This window comes from Mucilaginibacter ginsenosidivorans, from assembly GCF_007971025.1.
Lineage (GTDB): Bacteria > Bacteroidota > Bacteroidia > Sphingobacteriales > Sphingobacteriaceae > Mucilaginibacter > Mucilaginibacter ginsenosidivorans.
The window spans coordinates 3,203,702-3,225,050 of sequence record NZ_CP042436.1; the positions used below are offsets into that span (position 1 = coordinate 3,203,702).

Annotated in this window: 18 protein-coding genes; 7 read left to right on the forward strand and 11 right to left on the reverse strand. The window is 46.6% G+C overall.

The genetic code is table 11. The annotated features are described in order from the left end of the window. Nucleotides 1–532: 532 nt before the first annotated feature. Nucleotides 533–4,120, forward strand: coding sequence for a CRTAC1 family protein (locus FRZ54_RS14665; RefSeq protein ID WP_187359633.1), 3,588 nt, complete (start codon nucleotides 533–535; stop codon nucleotides 4,118–4,120). Nucleotides 4,121–4,201: 81 nt separating this feature from the next. Here the strand turns inward: FRZ54_RS14665 and FRZ54_RS14670 are convergent, their stop codons facing one another. The 5 genes from FRZ54_RS14670 to FRZ54_RS14690 all read right to left on the reverse strand — a co-directional run bounded on the left by FRZ54_RS14670 (nucleotide 4,202) and on the right by FRZ54_RS14690 (nucleotide 10,053). Next, nucleotides 4,202–5,716, reverse strand: a complete 1,515-nt coding sequence (locus tag FRZ54_RS14670; protein WP_147032334.1) for an NAD(P)/FAD-dependent oxidoreductase — start codon at nucleotides 5,714–5,716, stop codon at nucleotides 4,202–4,204. Next, a complete protein-coding gene (locus tag FRZ54_RS14675; protein ID WP_147032335.1) occupies nucleotides 5,709–6,647 on the reverse strand; it encodes a radical SAM protein in 939 nt (312 codons plus the stop codon). The genes FRZ54_RS14670 and FRZ54_RS14675 overlap by 8 nt, the downstream gene beginning before the upstream one ends. Next, the gene (locus FRZ54_RS14680; protein ID WP_147032336.1) at nucleotides 6,640–7,971 is read right to left on the reverse strand and encodes an asparagine synthase-related protein; all 1,332 of its coding nucleotides are present in this window, start codon (nucleotides 7,969–7,971) and stop codon (nucleotides 6,640–6,642) included. Before FRZ54_RS14680 ends, FRZ54_RS14675 begins: the two co-directional genes overlap by 8 nt. Before the next feature lie 240 nt (nucleotides 7,972–8,211). Next, a complete protein-coding gene (locus tag FRZ54_RS14685) occupies nucleotides 8,212–8,889 on the reverse strand; it encodes a MarC family protein (protein WP_147032337.1) in 678 nt (225 codons plus the stop codon). Nucleotides 8,890–9,048: 159 nt separating this feature from the next. Next, entirely contained in the window at nucleotides 9,049–10,053 is a 1,005-nt protein-coding gene (locus FRZ54_RS14690) for an SMP-30/gluconolactonase/LRE family protein (RefSeq protein ID WP_147032338.1), read from the reverse strand. A gap of 158 nt (nucleotides 10,054–10,211) precedes the next feature. Between FRZ54_RS14690 and FRZ54_RS14695 the strand changes: the two genes are divergently transcribed. From FRZ54_RS14695 to FRZ54_RS14715, 5 genes are all read left to right on the forward strand, one after another. Next, the gene (locus tag FRZ54_RS14695) at nucleotides 10,212–10,541 is read left to right on the forward strand and encodes a Bor/Iss family lipoprotein (protein WP_147032339.1); all 330 of its coding nucleotides are present in this window, start codon (nucleotides 10,212–10,214) and stop codon (nucleotides 10,539–10,541) included. Between the two features lie 11 nt (nucleotides 10,542–10,552). Further along, the gene (locus FRZ54_RS14700; protein WP_147032340.1) at nucleotides 10,553–12,076 is read left to right on the forward strand and encodes an FAD-binding protein; all 1,524 of its coding nucleotides are present in this window, start codon (nucleotides 10,553–10,555) and stop codon (nucleotides 12,074–12,076) included. Beyond that, nucleotides 12,049–13,386: a hypothetical protein gene (locus tag FRZ54_RS14705; protein WP_147032341.1), complete on the forward strand. Its 1,338-nt coding sequence runs from the start codon at nucleotides 12,049–12,051 to the stop codon at nucleotides 13,384–13,386. Before FRZ54_RS14700 ends, FRZ54_RS14705 begins: the two co-directional genes overlap by 28 nt. 79 nt (nucleotides 13,387–13,465) lie before the next feature. Next, nucleotides 13,466–13,669 (forward strand): hypothetical protein, encoded by a 204-nt coding sequence (locus FRZ54_RS14710; RefSeq protein ID WP_147032342.1) that lies wholly within the window; start codon nucleotides 13,466–13,468, stop codon nucleotides 13,667–13,669. Nucleotides 13,670–13,695: 26 nt separating this feature from the next. Beyond that, the gene (locus tag FRZ54_RS14715; protein ID WP_147032343.1) at nucleotides 13,696–14,217 is read left to right on the forward strand and encodes a PRC-barrel domain-containing protein; all 522 of its coding nucleotides are present in this window, start codon (nucleotides 13,696–13,698) and stop codon (nucleotides 14,215–14,217) included. A gap of 52 nt (nucleotides 14,218–14,269) precedes the next feature. Here FRZ54_RS14715 and FRZ54_RS14720 read toward each other — a convergent pair whose 3' ends face one another. The 6 genes from FRZ54_RS14720 to FRZ54_RS14745 form a co-directional block, all read right to left on the reverse strand. Then, nucleotides 14,270–14,974 (reverse strand): c-type cytochrome, encoded by a 705-nt coding sequence (locus tag FRZ54_RS14720; protein ID WP_147032344.1) that lies wholly within the window; start codon nucleotides 14,972–14,974, stop codon nucleotides 14,270–14,272. After that, nucleotides 14,971–16,434, reverse strand: a complete 1,464-nt coding sequence (locus FRZ54_RS14725) for a flavin monoamine oxidase family protein (protein WP_147032345.1) — start codon at nucleotides 16,432–16,434, stop codon at nucleotides 14,971–14,973. The genes FRZ54_RS14720 and FRZ54_RS14725 overlap by 4 nt, the downstream gene beginning before the upstream one ends. Nucleotides 16,435–16,483: 49 nt before the next feature. Beyond that, on the reverse strand, nucleotides 16,484–18,091 hold the full coding sequence (locus FRZ54_RS14730) for a Na+/H+ antiporter (RefSeq protein WP_147032346.1): 1,608 nt from the start codon (nucleotides 18,089–18,091) through the stop codon (nucleotides 16,484–16,486). Between the two features lie 46 nt (nucleotides 18,092–18,137). Further along, nucleotides 18,138–19,322 carry a metallophosphoesterase gene (locus FRZ54_RS14735; protein WP_147032347.1) on the reverse strand — a complete coding sequence of 395 codons (1,185 nt, stop codon included), beginning with the start codon at nucleotides 19,320–19,322 and terminating at the stop codon, nucleotides 18,138–18,140. An 85-nt stretch (nucleotides 19,323–19,407) separates the two neighbouring features. Then, nucleotides 19,408–20,319 carry a hypothetical protein gene (locus FRZ54_RS14740; RefSeq protein WP_147032348.1) on the reverse strand — a complete coding sequence of 304 codons (912 nt, stop codon included), beginning with the start codon at nucleotides 20,317–20,319 and terminating at the stop codon, nucleotides 19,408–19,410. Nucleotides 20,320–20,321: 2 nt separating this feature from the next. Beyond that, a complete protein-coding gene (locus FRZ54_RS14745; RefSeq protein ID WP_147032349.1) occupies nucleotides 20,322–20,762 on the reverse strand; it encodes a DM13 domain-containing protein in 441 nt (146 codons plus the stop codon). A 226-nt stretch (nucleotides 20,763–20,988) separates the two neighbouring features. Here FRZ54_RS14745 and FRZ54_RS14750 point away from each other — a divergent pair, with 226 nt between their 5' ends. Then, nucleotides 20,989–21,345, forward strand: a complete 357-nt coding sequence (locus tag FRZ54_RS14750) for a response regulator (RefSeq protein WP_147032350.1) — start codon at nucleotides 20,989–20,991, stop codon at nucleotides 21,343–21,345. Nucleotides 21,346–21,349 lie beyond the last annotated feature (4 nt).

Sequence of the window (21,349 nt, forward strand, 5' to 3'; positions counted from 1 at the left end):
GTCGTGCCCGATCCAGGAACCCAGTATAATTTTGCTTGCAAAATCGCTCTTTTTTGCCTGTTTTGAGTGTCTGAAAGGTGAACTCCAAAGCGACTACCAGGCTTCTTGTATTCACATTAATTAGCTGAAAATCAATCGATAATAAAGTTTGGCATATAGCCAAGTTACGCGCACAAAAGCGGATAACGAGAGTTATTCGCTTTTTTATTTTGGTGATTTTCTGTCGATGCAATTTACAGGCATATAAGTCCGAAGTTTATAAACTTCGAACAGCCGGGAAAATATATCAGACAGCCCGGTAAATATATCGCAAGAGTGCCTTAGGTGGAAATAATACTCCTGCTATTAAACAAGAATTTAGCAGCGCTATTGCGTTCCTTTCAATGCTACCGGATAATTTCTAACTTCGTTGGCGCATCACAGAATAAACCGGTAATAGATTAGCATGATAATATCTGATCATCTTCGAAGAAAATTCAATCCTTCTACGGACGAGGCAATAAGGCGGGAAAATTATTTAATAACAATACCAATGAAAGTTAATACATCCACACGCTATCATACTTGCTCTTCACTTTTTTGGGGGATATTATTGCAGAGTATATTTTTTATGTTTTTTGCTACCGTTAGTAAAGCTCAATCTGCAAATACTGCATTCGATAAAACAACAAGCATTCGGATGCTTGCTTATCAATACCTGCAAGAAAACAAACCATATGAGGCCGAAGCTGCATTTTTAAAAGCTATACAAATCGACCCCAAAAAAATCTCAAATTATAGAGACCTATCATTGCTTTACCTGAGGGAAAAAAGATACAATGAAGCTGAAAAAGAAGCTAACACGGCCCTGAAATTTCAAAATGGCAATTTAGAAATAAGATCAATTTTGGCTAAAATATATGTCCAAAAAGGTGACAAACCCGCTGCGGCAAAAGAACTAAAAACGATAATTAGTAAAAGCCCCAAAAATGTGTATGCCTATTACACGTTAATGAATCTTACTTCGCCCGGTACCGGCGATAAAAATAGGAAAGCTTCTTTGCTGAAAATACTATCGTTTGCCCCCGCCAATATTGTCCTGCGCCTCGAGTTAGCCGAGTTATTTGCAGAGAATGGCAATTCCGATTCGGCATTGTCATATCTTCAAAGTATAAAAAAGATTTCACCAGGTTTCTCTTCTTCCGCTGCAATTGCTTTTAGAAAATCAATAAACGCCATCCAGGCAAATCGGTTTTCCAGCGCGTTGTCCTCCATCAGGCAATTTCATAATTTAATGAAAACTACAGTTATTTATGCCGATGGATTAGCTGATATAGAAGGTCCGAAACTGCCGGAAGGTAACGTCGATTTTACTACCAGTCAAATAGCGCACAAGAATAAAATAACGAGAAAAATTACGTTACACGATATTAGTTTCGCCGACATTACAAAGAACGTGGTCCCCGGCATTTCAGAAGGTGGGAAAATCGATCATTCGGTAATAGCCGTAACGGATTATAACAATATGGGGCAAATGTACCTGTATACTGGTAATTCGACAGGCAACGCTACAGAATGCCATTTGCTCACCAGCGAGATAGGTGCTTTTAGGGAGGCTAATGTTTTGGGTGGCTTAAGTCACGATGGCATAGATAACAATGCGACATTTGCGGATTATAATAACGATGGTTACCAGGATCTTTTTATTGCGAACACAAAAGGAATTTTAGTGTATAAAAACAATGGCGACGGCACTTTTAGCAAGCAAAAAGATGGCATAGGGATAAAGAATGCAGTTAATGGACAGAAGCTTTTATTTGCAGATTTTGACCAGGATGGTGACCTGGATTTGTATGTTGCTCAAAAAGCTGGAAATAAGTTTTTTAGAAATAACGGCGATGGGACATTTACGGAGCAGTCCGCAGGTATGGGCCTTACTTCCACCAGAAACGGTGGAGAAGATATCGATTATGCAGATTGGGACTCAGATGGAGATTTGGATATCGTAACCGTCAGCGAAAAGAACGGGATAGCTTTACTTGATAATAACAGGCATTCAAAATTTCAGGATATTACATCGTCAACAGGCTTGAATAGACTGAAAATTGCAGGCACGGCAGTGGCTTTTGCAGACTATAACAATGATGGTATGCAGGACTTATTTATTGCCGGAAAGAGAAATTCCCCTTCGTGCCTGCTTAAAAATGCAGGAAACAATCACTTTGTTGTTGATCCGTCTTCAAAATTAATCAGTACTTATCTGGGCTCCCTGGACGTTCATGCTGTTGCTTTTTTGGATTTTGATAATGATGGATATCTTGATTTGCTGGTGGCAGGAACCACTGATAAATCAAATGGGAAAGGCGTGCAATTATTTCATAACGAGGGGGCTAAACGTTTTACCAATGTGTCTTACTTGTTACCGCCAACGGTTCAGCAAGCTTATCAGATCGGTATCGCTGATTTTAATGCCGATGGGGATGATGATATTTTCCTTTCGGGGCCAAATGGTGCACAATTGATCAGAAATGATGGAGGCAGTTTAAATAATTATTTACAGGTACAGCTTATAGGACTTTCTTATGGCAATAGTAAAAATAACAGGCTGGGAATAGGGGCACAGGTTGCGCTAAAGGCCGGGGATCTTTACCAGACCAGAACAGTTAAAAGGTCGGTTTTAAATTTAGGGGTTGGAAGCAGAAGCAAGCTCGATGCTGTACGTGTTGTATGGCCAAATGGCATGCCCCAAACCATTGCGGACCCAAGTAGCAGTGAAAGGATCATTGAACAGGAAATGTTAAAAGGGTCGTGTCCGTTTTTATTTACGTGGAATGGAGAGCGATATGAGTTTATTAAGGATATGCTTTGGCGTAGTGCGCTTGGCATGCCATTGGCCATAAATGGAAAGGATACCACCTATTCGTTTTCGGATGCTTCAAAGGAATACCTGCTGATACCCGGCGAGAAACTAAAGGCAAAAAATGGCCGGTACCGAATAAAGATCACCGAAGAACTATGGGAAGCGGTATACTTTGATAAAGCCGGGCTGGTGGCAGTGGATCACCCTGATTCTGTAGATACTTACGTAGATGAGCGTTTTGTTCCTCCGCCTTTTCCGGGCAGGAAGGTATACCAGGCCGCAAGAAAATACCTGCCGGTTTCGGCAAAGGACGAAAAGGGTAATGACCTGCTGCCAAAGGTGAGCCGGTATGATTTCCAGTATGCCTCCAGCTTCTCGTTAGGAAAATTCCAGGGACTTGCCGAAGACCATGATCTGATCCTTGATTTAGGGAACAATGCAAAAGGCGATAGCCTGCGTTTGTTTTTGCGCGGCTGGATATTCCCGACCGATGCCAGCATCAATACGGCGATGACACAATCGGATAAATATAAAATCCACCCGCCGTGCTTACAGGTGATCGATGGCAAAGGAGAATGGAGAACCGTAATTTCTAATCTTGGGTTCCCGATGGGGAGGGATAAGATGGTTATTGCTGACCTTTCGGGTAAGTTCCTGACCAAAAACGACCACCGCGTTCGTATCAGGACCAACATGCAGATCTATTGGGACCATATATTCTTTACTACCGGCCGTGTAGAATCACCTGTGCGAATGACCGACCTTGTAATGACCCGTGCAACGCTGGGTTTCAGGGGCTATTCCTCGTCTTACCGAAAAGGCGGCCCTTACGGCCCTGAGTGGTTTGATTACGATCATGTAACAGGTGGCCAAAAGTGGCGCGACCTTACGGGTAATTATACACGTTATGGCGATGTATTGCCACTTTTACAACAGGGAGACGATAAATATATTATTGCAGACGGCGGAGACGAGATAAGCATTGACTTCGATGAACAGCGATTACCTAAAGTTCCCAAAGGCTGGAAAAGGGATTTCCTGATTTATAGTGAAGGATGGGTAAAGGACGGAGATTTAAACACAGCCAACGGTCAAACAGTTGCCCCGCTGCCATTCCACGGCATGCCATCCTATCCGTATAGCAAAAATATTGCCTATCCTGCAGACAAAGAACACCAGGAGTACCAGCAAAAATACAATACCCGAAAAGTAACTACATTTGATTTTAAAAATGCCTTAAAGCCGGGGATGTCTAAAAAATCAGCTAAGTCGACCCGATGATATTTGTTTTAATTACGGCACCTGAGCTGCGGTTTTGGGTGCTGTAATAACACCCGAAGGCGGGAGTTTTCAGATATTCTATTATAGCGCTGCTGCTGTGTGGCGATACATGTTTTTGAATGATGGGTTGAGCAGCCCGGCCGTATTTATTGGTTTTATCCTTTCTCTTACGAGTTTGGTAAAGCGCTTAATATCTTCATCAGATGGTTGTTGGCAATCGATTATTTCCAACAGATCTGCATAAGATTCCTGCACCATATCTGTAATGTAAGTATCATCGGCACCGAGGAAATACCCGGGCGGCTTTTTCTGCAAAAGGCGTTGCTCATAAGCAATAGTTGCTGCGAAATATAGCATCGACCAGGCGTTGAAGATCTCAAAATGAGCCATGGTGAGGTAACAGCCTGCGACAAGCCGGTCAATCAATTTCAGTTCCGCAAAAACCGCATCTTCATATTTCTTTAGATCTGTATACAGTGATTCAGGATCGTTAAAATTCTCTTTGAGGATAACGGTTAATTTCTGTACGCCTGCAAGTGAATGCGCGATGCCTGAACTGAACAAGGGATCAACAAAGCCGGCGGTATGTGGAAGTGCTGCCCATCCTGGTCCAAAACAGTTAGCTATCTTTCTTTGTAACCTGCCCGTTTGTATTATTTTGCCGGGTGCGTGGGCAAGTTTGCTGTCTTTTAAGATGTTATTAATCGCCGGGTACTTCTTACACATGATATCCCATAGTTCATCGGTTTGCAGCCCCTTTAACGACTGCTCCCGGCCACTAAGCGCGAATCCAAAACTGGTACGCTTGTCGTTAAACCGCAGCATCCATATCCAGCCTTCATCCAAAATTTGGTGCAGGGCAGAGTTGTCCGGGTCATACGGAAAATCATCAGTAGTAATACATGCTTTTTTCAGTATGTCTGTCCACCTGGCAACACCGTTGAAATGAGAATACACGGCGAATGAATCAGTTAAGAAACTATCAGATGCGGATTTGACGCCAAGCAGCTGATCAAGCAAAATGCCATTGCCGGTAGCGTCTATAAAAAAGGCGGTGTGAATTGCCAGGGTCTCTCCGGGCCGGGTGCATTCAAATTCCCAATCCGGGGTTCTTTTTCCGGATGTAATTTTTGTAAGGTCTAAATAGGTGATCCCGGTTTCTTTTACTTTGCTTACCAGGAAGGCGTCAAAATCAGCACGCAACCAATTCGTGTCCGATTGAATGTCGTCCGTACTTGCGGCAACAAGCAGTTCGTTCTTATGATCCGCATCGGTAATAAAATCTTTCCCGGGATAGTGCTTAAAAAAGCTGAAACCTCTTTTAAGACCGCAAACGATTTCGGGATGCGATTGCTGCCAACTGCCATAGCGCGAAAAATCATACAGCCAGGGCAAATTGTATTTTACTGCAATGTCGCGCAATTGCATGTCGGCTACAGGCGTTGACGACTCGCCGATGGCAAAACGGGGATGCTGGTCTTTTTCAATAAGGCAAACCTTAAAGCCCTGGCTATGCAAAATTAACGCGGTAAGGGAGCCGGCAAAGCCACCCCCAGCCACTAAAATATCGTAATGATGATGCTGGGTTTCACGCATGACCTAAATGACAGCTACAGGCTATCCCCTGGTGAAATGTTTGATCGGAATTCATGGCTTCCAGGCGACGCTTCCTGCTTTCAAAACAAATTGGACAATTGGAAAGAAAACCAATATCCCAGGTGTCAACAAAGACCCGGCCGAGCTGTAAGTGTAGGGAACGTTCAAATACTTCTTCCAGCATGTCCAATGTCGGGGGTATATAATGCTGCTGTTCGTAAAGCAATTCCATAATACCATTGCCCGGACGGGTAGGGATGATGGAGCAACACCCGGCTCCGCTCTCGAAGGCAAACTTTACGGTGTTAAATGCCCATTGGATATTTTCATGTCTACCGGTAAGATAGGGGGGATTTAGCAGTACAAATGCACGTACATCGATTTTATGACTTATTAAAAATGCCGCAGCCTGTTTAAAGTCTTCGGCGGTCATTTGTTTATTGAGCCTGGGCAACACGTCCGGGTGAATAGTTTCAAGCCCCATGGCTATTTCAAGGGTTCCATTAAGCATGTCATTAAATTCCAGGCAGGCCTCACCGCAAAGTTTCGGATGATTTTCGACGATCACCCTTTGGTAATGCCGAAGCCTTTCAGCTATTCCCTGATAATCCGCCGGAGGAACCGCCTTTTGGTCAAAGAAGTTGCTGCTATTATACAGCTTAATTACATCCGCTCCGGGCAGCCTGGCTAATGCATAATCTATTTGTCTAATGATGGCTCCCGGAGGGGTAGGCTCATTTAAGGTATTCTTCCAGAGATCACACATCAGGCACTTAAACGCACACTCCTTACCGGTAAGGAAAATGGTGTTTACCTTTTGTAGTTGTCCATTGGCGGCAGGTTCGTTTTCATGCAGGAAATGATAAGGTATATCGGGACTCGAAAAGTTCTTATGCGGACGAAGCCTTTCAATTTCCCGATTATCATGCATAGAGTGAATTAAAATAGGTTCGGTATTCCATTTCATCCTGCGGAAACAACTGTTTAAACGTGCTTTCGGACGCAGCACCAAGCTGGAACCTGCGCTTTTCAAATACCGGCATCTCCAAACCTGTAACGGCTTTCACGCCCCTCTGCACAATCTCTCCCTTGAGTGCATATAATGTTTCCTCGCTCCAATTTGTCAATTGTATGAAAGGGATACCTTCGGCAACTTCAATGACGTTAGGCAAGGCGTATGGGCTAAGGCCTTTAAATCCAAATAACCGGCATGGGGCATAAGAACGAACATGCCCCCTGCTTTGCCCGCCGGAATACGTTAGCGAATGTTTGATCTTGTCAACTCCCCAGCCTTCCTGATAAAGCATCATATTATTCAATACGCTGCGAATGGTAAGTTCTGTATTTTCTTCAATTGGATAATCTTTCAGGTTTTCGTCACCACCGTCGCCGTCTGCAAGATATTTCCATTCGGGGTATAGTTTGCGTATTTGTTTACACAAAGCCAGGGCCATCGTGGCCGATTCAAGGTCGCGGGGTTTATAATCCTCAATTACTTTAATCGCTTCTTTATAATCAACTGCCGATTGTGGCACATCGATCACCTCCAAAAAAATAGACAGGCCCAACTTATCCAGGAATTCGTGAGCTTGGGCTGCGTCGGGCCCATTGTTTACCGACAGGGTAAAGGCTTTCAGCCGCTGCGGCGAAAGGCCAAGTTTAAGCATCAGGTGATAAAGCACCAGGAAAACCGATCCGCTGTCAATCCCCCCCGAAAACAGGACGCCTATGGGTTCTTTCTCAGGTATAGACATCAGCCATTTTTGGCATTCGTTAGCCAGCGCCTCTATATAGGTTTTGCCGATTTTATCCAGGTCATTTGTTAAACTATTCCTTTTAGGCTCAAAATATCGCGTGTAAACAGGGTTAGGATCGGGGCAGCCGATTACTTCCAACCGCACCACATAATGTGCGGGCACCATCCTGGTATATGATGGGTGGAACTGGGTGTGCAACCCTTTAGTTTTCAGGTACTCGTAAATTTCATCTATCCGCTCGGCTACAATAAGCAAGGGGCCGCTTACTTGCTTGGCCAGGAAATAGCGCATAGGCCTGCCAATGGAACGCGCCAGGAAAACCTGCTGCCCCACTTTTTTTACTATTGCAAATTGTCCCTCTATCTGTCGTACCCTTGCAGCATCGCCCGAAATCACTGCTTCAGCAGCGTCCTCCATAGTCATGTTAAAAATAACATTATTGCTGTCGTCCAATAGGCTTATAAAGTCGGTGGGTGCAGCTGTATTAAGATCGTTCATATTGCAATGTTAATATTTTTTCCGATTTAATGGCAACAATGGGTCGGGAATAGTACTTAAAAAGTCAATAGTTCTTTCATACTTCTTTGATATTAATTACCGTCTTGCGCGGCCTAAATCCTGAACAACTATTCTGTGCGGACAAGTAAAGCCTGTGATAAATATAGCTACCATTCCGGCCCGGCACGGAGGCAAACCCTGAAGTCATGACCGCGAGTCCGGGGCAGGGCCCTTTCGTCATTAATGTAAAGAAAAAGCTGTTTTTATCAGATGGATAATTCCTCCCGACGCTATCTGCAGGCCCACGCAAAATATCAGGAAAGCCATTATACGATTGATGATGATTTCGTTATGAGAGCCGATGTAGCTTATTAAACGGTTGGTATTCAAATAAAACACCAGGATGAGTATGCATATTCCAATTACCGACACCAACAGCGCACCAACATTCAACAAATAAACCGAAATGTCTTTGTTTGCACTGTTGGCGCTCAGCGTAAAGAGAACGGCGATAGTACCTGCTCCTGTAGTAATAGGAAATGTAATAGGGTAAAAGATCTTGTTTTCGATCTGCGGAATATGATCTAATTGAGGTGCGTCAGCCGGTGTTTCTTTAGGGGTGTCGGACGAAAGAAATTGCCAGCCGATCTTACATATCATAATTCCGCCGGCAAGCTGAATGATTGGTATGGACAGTCCGAATAGCTCTAATATCCAATGGCCGGCAAATAGCGTAACTGCACAAATTCCAAAGGAATAAAATGTAATTTTTTTTACGACGTTAAGTCGCTCCTTGCGGGATAGTTCCGTGAAATATGGGCTTACAATAAATGCTGTACCAATGGGATTAACAACAGGGAAGAGGGCAACGAAGCCAATAAAAACCAAATTGATGAACGAGTCGAAGTGGATTGCCATAGATAGCCAGTTTGGTATTTCCTATTTTGGTATAAAAATAAATGAATTGTTTTAATGTTAAACCTGCTGTTCGAAAACACCTGCAATAGAATCTGGCCGCAAAACTTCCTTCCTAATGACGCGTTCCCACGTTTTAAAATGAATATTTACCCGTACAGTTCACCGCATATCGATCTTTAATACCCGGTGATTCGATGTTACATAAAGCGTTTTCTCATCTGCCGAGAGGCTGCAGTTGGATGCCAGGTCGTTGATCAGCATTTTGCCAAGTAATTTTCCCGATCGGTTAAAAACCCAGATACCACCCGGCCCGGTGGCAAATACATGCCCCTGCCTGTCTATCTTCATGCCGTCAGGCATACCTTCGGCAGTTTTGGAAGCCGCCATGGCGCTGTAAAATATTCTCCCATGCGTTAGTAACCCCTTTCTGTCCAGGTCATAAGCGTACCAGTAGGGCTTCTTTGGATCCGAATTGGCTATAAGCATGGTTTTGCCACCGGGGAAAAATGCTATCCCGTTTGGCCGGGTGAGCGTATCGGTAAGCAAAGTTATTTTACCTGTGGCCGAAATGCGGTAAACACCCTGGTATGGAGCTTCTTTCAGCGGGTCGTCCACATTTTTTTCGAGACCGTATGGCGGATCGGTAAAATAAATATCGCCATTGCCTAAAAAAGCCAGGTCGTTGGGGCTGTCAAATTTTTTGCCCGCGTACCCTGTCGCTATTTTGATGAATTTGGGTTTTGGCTTATCCAGTGGCGCATCCATGACCGACACCACCCGGTCGCCGTCCTGGCATATCACCAGCTGACCCTTAAGGTTCAACCCCAAACCGTTCGAACCCAGTTCGCCGCCACGCGGGATCTTGCCCGTGTAACCCGAGGGGCTTAGGTAAACTTCTTTCCCTTTTGCCGCCGTCCATTTGTAGATCACATTCTTTTTCACATCGGAGAAAATGAACATTTTATATTTCTCGACCCAAACCGGTCCTTCACTCCATAAAAACCCGTCGGCCAATATTTTAGCTTTTGCATTTTTACTGACTACCGTCGCAAATTGCGGATCAAACTGCTGTAGCGTCATCAGGGGCCTCCCTGTTTGGGCATTGCAAAGCGTGCTGCCTGCCAATAAGCAGATCAATAAGCCTTTTAGTGATTCATTTCTCATGGAAGGTTACATTGGTTTGGTTACCGAAGTTAATCAATAAACGCAAAAAAGCGTAAAAATACGCATCACATACAGGGTTTTCACTGTATTGAATATCAATTGTTTGTGCTTAAATTTAACTTATAGTATCCGCAAAGTTTAATTAACCTTTAACTCGTATGAGATCGCAACTTTCCGTATTCTTTATTGCCCTGTCGCTTACCGTAATGATGAGCAGTTGCTATACTGCCCGGGTAACTACCCACGCGCAGGCCGGCACCGAAACCTCGGGCCAAACAGTTAATTTCTTCCTGTGGGGCGCCCTGCAAAGCCCCAAGAGGGTAACTACGCCGATATGCGATTCGCTGGGGGCGAACGGCATGGCCGAAGTTACCGTCAAAAACAACTTTGGTTATTCGCTTATAACCGTAATCACATTGGGCATCTGGAGCCCGACACGCCTTGAATGGAAATGTGCCAAACCATGTAAAAAAGTAGGTGACCTTTAAAATTTACAGCCATGAAAGTGATCAAAACCGGTGCAAAAACCTGGGAGAACCGCCATGAAACCTTCGTAGAGAATATCAAGGACCTGTACGAATTGGGGAACGAACCCGCTATGAACGCGCTTAACAGCTATAACGATGCCACCAAAGGCTACCAGGCCATAATAACAGATGCCATTGCCAGCCAAACCCCTCTGCGGGCCCTGGGTGGGGGATGGTCGTGGATGAAGATAGCGACCGTAAATAACGGCATTATGCTGGATACGAAACCCCTTAATACGGTGTTCAATATCAGTTCCAACAGCGTTTCGCCCGCGTATACCGGCGACCCGGCGTACCTGGTATTCGCCCAAAGCGGGAATGGGATATGGGAACTTAACCAATATCTTGAGCCGCTCGACCGCTCGCTTAAAACATCGGGCGCAAGTAACGGGCAAACCATAGCCGGGGTATTGGGTACCGGCACACACGGTTCGGCATTTGATTTTGGCGCCACGCCCGAATTTGTGGTGGGCCTGCACCTTATCGTCGGCCCAAACAGGCATGTATATCTTGAGCGTGCATCGGCGCCGGTGGTATCCGATTCGTTTATTCAAAACCTTCAAACTGAATTGATCAGGGACGACGAACTTTTCAATGCGGCGCTGGTAAGCTTCGGCAGCTTCGGTATCATTCATGGGGTGATGATCGAAACAGAAGAGAAGTTTCTGCTCGAATCCTATATGACGAGGATCAATTATGACGACTCGTTAAAGGCCGTTATGCGCACGCTGGATTTCAGTAACAATACCACACCGGCCATGCCCTGCGGTAATGAACGGCCCTTCCATTTTTCGGTGTTGTTAAACCCATACGACATGGATCATGGGGCGTACGTTACTTCGATGTACAAACGCCCGTACCGGCCCAATTACCAGGGCCCGGCGGATAATGCATCGGGAATAGGGCCGGGGGATGACGCCGCATCTATTATGAGCGCGCTTATCAAACTGTTCCCAAACCTGAATTCGACGCTGGTGAATACGGTAATAAAAACCAGCCTGACACTTTTTGAAAAACAATTTGGCACACATGCGCAAATATTTGATAATACTACGCTGCGCGGAAAGCTGTTGAGCGCCGCAGTAAGTTTTTCCGCCGAAAACGCTCCACAGGTAGCCGATTTGATGCTAAGTATCAATAATGATATCGGTCCGTTTACGGGTATATTTTCGTTCCGGTTTGTTAAGCAATCCTCCGCCACGCTGGGATTTACGCGTTTCGAACGTTCATGCGTGATGGAACTGGATGCGCCGTTCTCAGATACGACATACAGTTTCTACACGAAAGTTTGGAAGAGACTCGAAGACGAAGGCATTCCATTTACGTTCCATTGGGGAAAAGTAAATGAACTGACCCCGCAGCGGCTGGAAAATATGTATGGCGACCGCATTGATAAATGGATAGAGGCCCGTAACAGGCTATTAGATGCGGATACGATGAAAGTGTTTAACAATCCGCTTTTGGCGCAATGGGGTTTAGACAGGATATTGGTTTGATAATAGCCAGGGCGGTCGCCGTGGTTGCGGCACTGTTCATCGTCGTCCCGGCCGGGGCGCAGTCAACGTCGCAAATAGTAGCCGAATTAACCGCGATCAATGCGAAAGTAACCAATACGCCCTGCAATACAGGGCAGGGGATGCTTATTTCGAATAAGGCGATGAACATTTTCCTGTCGAACAAGGTAAGCTCATACCTGTCCGACGGGACCGACCTGTCGCTTTATAAAAATTATGTTGTACTAAATGCGGCGGAGGGCAGCATTGCTATCGATCATAATTTCCATCAGCTGGTTGACAGCGACGATTGGGTCCGGTCGTTTTTTGTGCTGGGCGCCAGGGTAAATATCGCCAATACGTATTCGGCCAGGTTTTCCAATAAATATTATGACAACAGGCTCGGTTTTGTGGTGCAGCATACCTGGATGGGTACGCCCCGAACTTACTACAACAATTGCGGCAGCCAGAAAATGACGATGGATGCCCAAAGGGCCGAGATTGTGCATAGCCTTGCAACAGATCTGAAGCGAAAAGCCACAGATTTTGAGCATGGGCTGGATTCGATCGGGCAAGCTGAAGTGCCCGGGCAAAATTTAGATGGGGTAAAGGCTAAATTAAGAAAGGATTTTTACGCAGGTCTGAGAGCCGAATACCTTCAAAAGTTTTCGGAACAACAGGCTACACTGCTTATCAATACCAACAATTTCGACCTGGTAACGGATAACTGGACCACCGCAGGCGTTTATATTCCGGTCATTACACAAAAGTTTATGATAGCCGCCGATGTAAATTCCGCGGCAAGCAGGCATCAGAATTATCCCGCAGAGTTATCTGTAACGCATACCCGTTTTTGGGAAAGCACCAAATTCGGCCGGTTATTCTTAACGCTGAACGGGAAGTTTTGGATCAACAATTCCGTTCAAAGCGGGTTACTATTTCATGCGGATGCCTTTGGGGAAACCAGCGTAGCAGAAAATGCCCTATTCTTAAACCAGGGCAATTTGTTCACCGGTCAATACAAAAACTTTATAACCCCTGTGGTGTCAGCCAAACTGGCCTATCTTCCGTTCGATTCGCACTTTGGATTAAGTTTGCGCATCGAAAAGAATTTTGGCACCTATCATGCCATAAACGGAATTTTAGGGATACCCATCGTACTGATCGATAAGAATACCGTTCCGGCCATCACATTCGAAGCCCAGGTGCTTTTTTCCGACATCACGAATAGCATCAAAAACACTTCTCTTCCGTTTAATAGAACAGCCGTGGGCTTTACTGTTGGCATCCCGTTCAGTAAGATCGTTTACTGAATCTATCATTCCATAAAATTCTAAAAATCAAAAACTAATCCTGGTTCGCTTGTTTATTCAATAACCAATCGATCAAATTATGGCCCATTTAGAAGTAAAACCCAGGCGAAGCAGTAACTGGTGGCTCTGGCTGGTGATCATCATCATTATCATCATTGCAGCAGCATTTATATACCAGCGCCAATACGGCGGATTACCGTCTACAACAACCACAACAACGGATTCAACCAGTACAACAACAGATACGACCCGTACTGCCACTGATTCCGTTGCGCTTAAATAAATAGTTAATCTTAAAAAGTACATTTTATGACAACGCATGAAAAAGTAGCAACCCGCCTGGAGGAACTCCATGGCAGCGGATATGAGATAACCGACGGACAGCCCGATATCACCGGCTGGACCATACGCACGCGCAGCGGCCGGAAGGCAGGCGAGGTAGACGACCTCCTGTTCGACCCTGACAATGGAAAGGTGAGGTATATTGTAGCTGACCTTGATAATAATGAACTGAAACTGGACGAAGACAGGAAAGTTCTGATCCCTATAGGCATAGCCGAGCTTTATACAAAAGCAGCCAGCAGGAAAAGGCACCTCGATCCGGCTTTTGATGCCTACGACCCGGCGAATGACGGCAATGTGGTTTACATTCCCACAATAAGCGCCCAACAGCTCGACTCGCTTCCGCTATACGAGAAGGGCCATTTATCCAGGCATACAGAAATAGCGATAAGGAAAATCCTGGAGCCGGCGGACACTGCCTCGAGAGAAGAAGACGAGTTTTACCGGCACCGCCATTTCAATGAAGACCATTTTTATGATCGCGACTGAGAATAGCCATTATACCCGGAATAAAACAGCGGCTGAGTTATTGGCCGCTGTTTTATTTAGCAACGATCACAATCCTGTCATAACCCGTCAAATGTTTTTCAGCGGTGTTTTTTATCCCGTGGTCGGTGTAACTTGCAGTTAGCACATAGGCCCCCGTTTTGATAGCGGGCAGGCGGATGATCCCGGGCGTTGCATCATAATACATCATACCCTGGTCGGCGGCATTTTTGAATATCCACTGGATAGCGCTTTTGATTTCCTGCGCAGATAACTCGGGATGGGGCGGCATTTTTTCACGAAGGCCCCAGATCCCCGCCGAGCCATCTTTTACGCGTTTAACCAATGAGTCGGTATTGGCTGTGGTGGCAGGATAGCGCTTGCTGATCTCCAAAAAGGATGGACCTATGGATTTTCCGTTGAAATCATGACAATTGAAGCAATTGGAACTTCGCATCACGGCCAGCCCCGGCGCATCGTCAAAGGGTTTATTCACCATGGCTGAGGCCTTTGCCTTATCTTTCACATATTGCAGCTCCAGCACTATTTCTTTGACATTGATCTCATCGTACCTGGTGTCGCCATCTTCCTTATCGGCCACACTTACCTGGTAGCTTACCTGCGCCCCGGGACTAAACCCGGCATTGTTTGCGGGCGCGATGATCTTTACAACCGGCGCATGGTTTTGCGGTTGCTGCCGGTACGACATGCTTGCCAGTGCGAATGGCAGCAGAATAAACAGAAACTGTTTTGCCATCATATTTTAGCTATCTCCTGCGCCACCCGCTGCGCCGAACGGATACACGATTCCATACCACGGCTCATGTTATCGGCGTAGGTCCCGGCGAAATAAATTCGCCCCTCGGGCAGCATAATTTGCGGCCAGAATTTATGCATTTCACCTATCGGGAAAGGTTCCATCTCGCATACCGGGGCATAGCGATCCTTCGACCAATCGAGCGTCAGGGCCTGTTCTATGGTGTCTTTTTTGCCGGGATATACTTCCCTGAAAGCTGCCAGCACCCTTTGCGGCGAGACGCCGCTTGGCCCGAATGCTTTTAAAATGATACGGCTTGTATCCACGTGATTGGTTTCCTGCCAGATGGAATAAATATCGGGGTGCTCAAATTCCATGTTGATGCTTTGATAGCCGTCATCGAGCCAGAATTTAGTAGCCGCCTCAAATACAAAGAACGGATGAGAGGAATAGGCCAGGTTATCAACCACATATTGTTTGGCTGCCGAAAGGGGCGGAGTTACCGGGATATTCCGGAAAACAGGTAGCGTAATGCAATTGACCAGGAAATCGGCGCTCATTTGCTTCTCCCTGTCCGAGCCGTACGACTTGTATGTAACGGTTACGCCCTGCGCGTTGTGCTGTATGGCTGTTATTGGGTTATTCAGCTTTAGTTTATCACCTAATCGTTTGGCAAAAGCAATGGGCAACTGTTCGTTACCATCCTTTAAATGAAAGGTTTCACCTTCGGACAAGGGTATACCACGCGAATACATCAGCGATAACCGCCACAGGTAGTAAAGCGCCGACGTACCTTTGCCGCCCATCACACCCAGCGCCGCCGCAGAAGCGCCTTCCTTTTTATAGATATCTGCTATCGGTATCTTATCCAGTTCGTCATAACCCACGCCGAAGGGTTGGTACGGGTCGGTGAATTTATCGGTGTAGTGCTTTACATAGAGGTCATTCAATCCGGAAAACGAATTTTTTGAAAGAAACTGAATTTCCTTTTCATTGAAACCCATTTTTGTCAGCACTGCCGGGTCCTTTAGCTGTTCAGCGGTATAAAATTTCCCGCCGATCATTTTCAGGGCGTTCTTATCATAAGCATGTTCCGACCCTTCGGCATTGGGATAGGGGATGGCTTCAATCCTGAACTCATCGACATACTCAAAAAACTTCTCGTAGCCGGGTTTGGTGATATGGTCGGCGCCGAAATCGGCATACAACCCATCCGACAGGCCATCGCGCCCGGTAAATACGTGCCCGCCGTACCTTCCCGAGGCTTCAAGCACGGTTACATCGTGCCCGGCCTTCATCAGTTCATAGGCGCAGCAAAGCCCGGTTATGCCTGCACCGGCAACAATAATTTTTTTGGGGACCGGAATGTTCGTAGCGGCAAAAGCCAATTGCGGAGCAAGGGCAGCGCCTGCACCGGCTACGATGGTTGATCTGATAAATTCGCGTCGTTTTATCTTAGGCATTGTAGGAAGGTTTTCAAGTGCAATATAAGGTTTTCGATAATTCCCGCCGTTACTCTGCATCCTCCTCAAGCCGCTCTTCTTCCAGGTCGAGCCGCCGTTCTATCAGGCGGATGATATCGTCGTCATAATGGTCCTTACGCCGGAAGGTGTGGAGTTCGCGCCGCTGATGTTCGGTAACCAGCACCATTATCTTTTTGTAATGTTTGGTGAGTTTGCCCAGCAAGCCCCGCTTATCGTCCTGTGTATCCGCATCCTTGTACAGATCGCTTTTGCATTCGAGCAGGTCGAGCCGGTTTTTCAGCAGCCTGTTCTTTTTTATGTCGTCCGCGTAGTTTTCCTTCATAAAGCCGATGGCTTCTCTTTGTAACTGGATCTCAATTTCTACTATCTGTTGCTCATCGGTCTTAGCTTCTGAAAAATATTCGGGTTTTACTTTGCGGACTATCCACGGCAGCGCCAGGCCCTGGCCGACAAGGGTAATGACGATGGCGACAAAAGTGATGAACAGGATAAGGTTGCGATAAGGGAAAACCTGCCCGTTAGACATTGTCAGGGGTATAGCCAGCGCCGATGCCAGCGACACCACGCCACGCATACCCGCCCATCCCACAATAAAGGGATTTCGCCACCCGGGCCGGCTCTGTGCCACAGTTATATAGCGGCTGATGAAGGTGGTAAATATGCCGGAAAACCACCCGGCTGCCATCCGCACGACAATGATAACGAAGGTTATAATAAGCGCTATTTTGAGCGCCCCGGCAACTGACATGCTGCTGATGCCCTCCATAATAACCGGCAATTGCAGGCCGATGAGGAAGAACAGCACAGCATTCAGAATAAACACAATGGCCGGCCAGATGGCATTTGCTTTGAGACGGCTGGTATGGGAAAATACAAAATGATTCTGGTACGAAATGTATAACCCTCCGCTTACCACAGCCAGTACGCCTGACGAATGCAGCCCTTCAGCCGTAAGGTAAATGAGGTAGGGCAACACGAAAGACAAAGCGACATCGAGGTTAGCCGTGGTGGGCATCCATTTGTAAATGGCATAAAATATCAGACCGAACACAACTCCGATGGCAACACCTGAAACGCTGACAAAAAGAAAACCCGTTACGGCCTGGTGAAAAGCAAAATTGCTGGAGCTGATAGCGATAAGCGCAAACCGGAAAATAGTTAAGCTGGTGGCATCATTTAACAAACTTTCGCCTTCCAGTATCGACACGATTGCCTTTGGCATCCTGATATACCGGAGTACGGCTGATGCCGCAGCGGCGTCGGGAGGAGAGATGATGGCGCCCAGCAGGAAGCCTTCGGCCCAGGTAAATCCCGGTATGAGCCAGCGGGCCACAAACGCTACTGCTGTGGCAGTAAGCAACACAAACCCAATGGCCATTACGGTGACAATACGCCGCCACTTCCAGAGGGCCTTTAACGAGATATTCTGGGCCGCATCGTAAAGAATAGGAGGCAGGATGATAAGGAACACCAGGTCGGGGTCTATTGGTATAATGGGCACCCACGGCAAAAAACCAAGCAGCAGCCCGGCCAGCGCCAGGAAAATAGGATAGGCAATGCGCAGCTTACGCGCTACGACGGCCAGTAACGAAACAGAAAAGATGAGCCCAAGGCATAGCAGTAGTATTTCGTGCATGCACAAGTTTACCGAAATGTCTCCAAAAAACCTTGCCTCGTCGTTATTACGCGGTGTTTTTTTTCAGGGTGATGACGGTTATTTCGGGCCATATTCCCAGCCTGCCTTTGAAACCAAGAAATCCGAATCCCCTGTTCACATACAGGTACTTTCCGTTCCGTTCGTACAAGCCGGCCCATTGCGGGTACATGTATTTCACCGGGCTCCACTGAAAGCCGAACAATTCAATACCAAACTGCATACCGTGTGTATGCCCGGCCAGGGCAAGGTTGATGTGTTTTTCGTGTTCCAGTGTTTTAGCCTCCCAGTGCGATGGGTCGTGCGACATCAGTATCTTGAAATCATCATCGGCTACGTTGGCCGTCGCCTTGCCCAGGCTGCCGTATTTGTGAAAGCCGCCCTTTCCCCAATTCTCTACGCCGATCAGCCTGATGTCCTGCCCGTCTTTATTGATCGCAACGGAATCATTCAGCAAAAGCTCAAAACCGATCTCTTTATGCACGGATTTCAGGTCGCGCAGGTTGGCAGCCTGGGCGGCTTCACTTTCCCAGCGGGTATAGTCGCCGTAGTCGTGATTGCCCAATACGGAATATTTGCCATAGGGCGCCTGTAGTTTGGCAAAGGTGTCCTTCCATGGGTCCATTTCGCTGGCCTTGTTATTCACCAGGTCGCCTGTGAAAAGGATCATATCGCTATTTTGCTTATTCACCAGGCTGATGCCTTTTTCCACACCCTTCCGGCTGGTAAAGCTACCCGCATGAATGTCCGAAAGCTGTGTTAAGGTAAAGCCGTCAAAAGCGTCGGGCAGATCGGGGAATTTCAACGTAATGCGGTGTACCTTGTAGCGGTGCCGCCCGCCTGTCATGCCGTACATCAGGCTGAAGAACGGAACTGCCGCTACAAACATGGCCAGCTCGCTAACCCACGTGCTTCTTGGCGGGAAGTGCCTGAACAGCCGTGTTATATCTTCGCCCAGCAAAACAGGGAGAGCAAATATTTTCGGCACAAAAACCAGCAAAGTTAAAGCCATCAGCGCTGCAATGAGCCTTTGCGATCGTTCGCCGCCCCTGCCCCTCGTGACCAGGTAAACAAAGCCGAATGCGATCAGTAAGTCTATGAGCCAATAGGCGGTTAAAACAAATTCGTTTGAAGTGAGGGTCCTTACGGCCTGGAAAAAGTAAATATCGCTGGCGATCCATGCCAGCAAAATAAATGGTAGTCTGCGTTTCATCTACCTTATAAAGACGGATGGGGGACAAAAAGATTTTAAAATTTTTTTCCGGGGATTAGAATTGGGCAAAATTACCGCTGGCCGGCTACCATGCTATTGAATATTGCAGGTTGACCACCAGGTCGCGCGTCAGCCCATCCGGGCGTATCCTGCGTACAGCAAAAGGCGTAGCGGCAATTATCTCGAGCGAGCTTTTGTTTCTGAAGGTTTTTACCGCTGTCAGCGCGCCGTTGATGGTGATCCCTTTTGAACCGTCGATCGCCTGCCGGACACCCGACCTGTCCTCGTACGTATCCCTCCCTAAATGATAAACACCCAACACATTTGGCTTCAGCATAAACGAGCTGTTAAGCCTGATGTAATAGCCAACCCTCCCCAATACATCGCTGTTGCGCCTGAAATTGTTTGTAGGGGCGAACTTAGCGGTACGCGGATCGGTATAGTCGTCCGGGAAAAACGTGCTTTTGTTATGCTGATAAACGGGTACCTGCAAGCCGGCATCAAATTCCCATGTTTGATGGACGATATAATTAACCCCGCCGATAACATCGTAAGTGCCTATACTTGACTGGTAATCCAGGGAAAGCGGCATGCCTGCACTGTTTTTATCGTTTGATGATGTAAGCGGTATTTTAATGCCGCCAATGAAATTGACAGTGTTCCCCGAGGCTGTTTTGGACGAATAGGTTACATTGCCATACAGATCGCCGGCGTCAAACACGCTGCCCAAAAAGCCTGTAGCATAGGTTGCGGTTATTTTGGCTGAATACGAAAAATGTTCGTTAGGCTTTACGCCATACTCAAGGTAAGGGTTTATTGTACTGGTGCTGCCTTCGCCCAGTCCATAGCTGCTCCCGATGCTTAGGGTATGGCGTGCCGGGCTTTCGGTATAGTTTTTCAATACGCCAAGACTACAAAAACCAGCGTCGCTGCAGCCCTGTGCATAGCCCTGCGTTACTGTTAACGCCGACAGTGCGAGCACAATTAAATACTTCATCACTAATTGGTTAATTTCGCGTAGCCGTATAACGACCTGTATTGCTCGCAGTAAATGAGCACATACTGGTAATCATTGATATTGACCGAAGACGGAACATCATACAACTGGTCGCCCATGGTTGATTTGAGCGAACCCAGGCTTACGAAATTAATGGGGTTGATCTCCTTGCTGAGGTAAACCTTTAATGCGGGACCGTTTGACGACTTGAAATCAACCAGTGCCACCTCGTACAGGCCGTTGGTAGAATATATTTTGACATTGCCCGAAACACCCTCCGAGGCCGACCGGCTGATAAAGCCGCCGCCATCTTTTTCCAGTGTGGATAAAGTGGTGTCGACTTTCTCTTCTAATTTTACGGTAGGAGCCAGCGTTGGGGCGCTGTGTTTTTTGCACGAAGCAAATGCCACTACGAGCAGGATAACGGCTGCATAATATCTCATAACTGATCTCGTTTTATTGCTTGGTCGGCCGGCGGCGAGAAACCTTACATAAAAGGTTTATTTAAATTATAATATCGGCGGTTACAAGCATAAGCGCCGCATAAAAGGTCGGGACGCAAACTTAACCGGTTATTTTTTTGTATAAAAAATCATTAACAGGTAAAACTTTAATCCCCAAGCGGGGTTGCTAATTAAAATATTTATTTTCCGGCCCCTGATACTATTTATGCGAAAAAAAATATTAATCGTAGACGATGATCATGATATCCTGGAAGTATTGCAGCATATTGCTGTATCGCAGGGTGTTGAGCCAGTAGCGAAAGATTCGCATGTAACGCTTGCTGAGATCGAAGAGCTCGATCCGGCACTGATACTGCTTGACCATATGCTGCCTATTATTTCGGGCGGCGACATTTGCCGCCAGATAAAAAGCCATGCATCTATTAAACATATCCCGGTAGTATTGATATCGGCGGTGGTGAACTTGTCCCAACTGGCTGCCATGTGCGGTGCCGACTTTTTTCTTTCAAAGCCATTTGACCTGGAGGAGTTGACGGGCCTGATCAGATCGTACGCGGGGTGATTTA

Bases quoted from the DNA above. Each gene is read 5' to 3' on its own strand.
- FRZ54_RS14745 (WP_147032349.1), bottom strand. From the start codon at position 20,762: ATGAGATATTATGCAGCCGTTATCCTGCTCGTAGTGGCATTTGCTTCG.
- FRZ54_RS14665 (WP_187359633.1), top strand. From the start codon at position 533: ATGAAAGTTAATACATCCACACGCTATCATACTTGCTCTTCACTTTTT.
- FRZ54_RS14690 (WP_147032338.1), bottom strand. From the start codon at position 10,053: ATGAGAAATGAATCACTAAAAGGCTTATTGATCTGCTTATTGGCAGGC.
- FRZ54_RS14710 (WP_147032342.1), top strand. From the start codon at position 13,466: ATGGCCCATTTAGAAGTAAAACCCAGGCGAAGCAGTAACTGGTGGCTC.
- FRZ54_RS14685 (WP_147032337.1), bottom strand. From the start codon at position 8,889: ATGGCAATCCACTTCGACTCGTTCATCAATTTGGTTTTTATTGGCTTC.
- FRZ54_RS14750 (WP_147032350.1), top strand. From the start codon at position 20,989: ATGCGAAAAAAAATATTAATCGTAGACGATGATCATGATATCCTGGAA.
- FRZ54_RS14715 (WP_147032343.1), top strand. From the start codon at position 13,696: ATGACAACGCATGAAAAAGTAGCAACCCGCCTGGAGGAACTCCATGGC.
- FRZ54_RS14680 (WP_147032336.1), bottom strand. From the start codon at position 7,971: ATGAACGATCTTAATACAGCTGCACCCACCGACTTTATAAGCCTATTG.
- FRZ54_RS14670 (WP_147032334.1), bottom strand. From the start codon at position 5,716: ATGCGTGAAACCCAGCATCATCATTACGATATTTTAGTGGCTGGGGGT.
- FRZ54_RS14730 (WP_147032346.1), bottom strand. From the start codon at position 18,091: ATGCACGAAATACTACTGCTATGCCTTGGGCTCATCTTTTCTGTTTCG.
- FRZ54_RS14720 (WP_147032344.1), bottom strand. From the start codon at position 14,974: ATGATGGCAAAACAGTTTCTGTTTATTCTGCTGCCATTCGCACTGGCA.
- FRZ54_RS14700 (WP_147032340.1), top strand. From the start codon at position 10,553: ATGAAAGTGATCAAAACCGGTGCAAAAACCTGGGAGAACCGCCATGAA.
- FRZ54_RS14695 (WP_147032339.1), top strand. From the start codon at position 10,212: ATGAGATCGCAACTTTCCGTATTCTTTATTGCCCTGTCGCTTACCGTA.
- FRZ54_RS14705 (WP_147032341.1), top strand. From the start codon at position 12,049: ATGGGGTTTAGACAGGATATTGGTTTGATAATAGCCAGGGCGGTCGCC.
- FRZ54_RS14740 (WP_147032348.1), bottom strand. From the start codon at position 20,319: ATGAAGTATTTAATTGTGCTCGCACTGTCGGCGTTAACAGTAACGCAG.
- FRZ54_RS14735 (WP_147032347.1), bottom strand. From the start codon at position 19,322: ATGAAACGCAGACTACCATTTATTTTGCTGGCATGGATCGCCAGCGAT.
- FRZ54_RS14725 (WP_147032345.1), bottom strand. From the start codon at position 16,434: ATGCCTAAGATAAAACGACGCGAATTTATCAGATCAACCATCGTAGCC.
- FRZ54_RS14675 (WP_147032335.1), bottom strand. From the start codon at position 6,647: ATGCATGATAATCGGGAAATTGAAAGGCTTCGTCCGCATAAGAACTTT.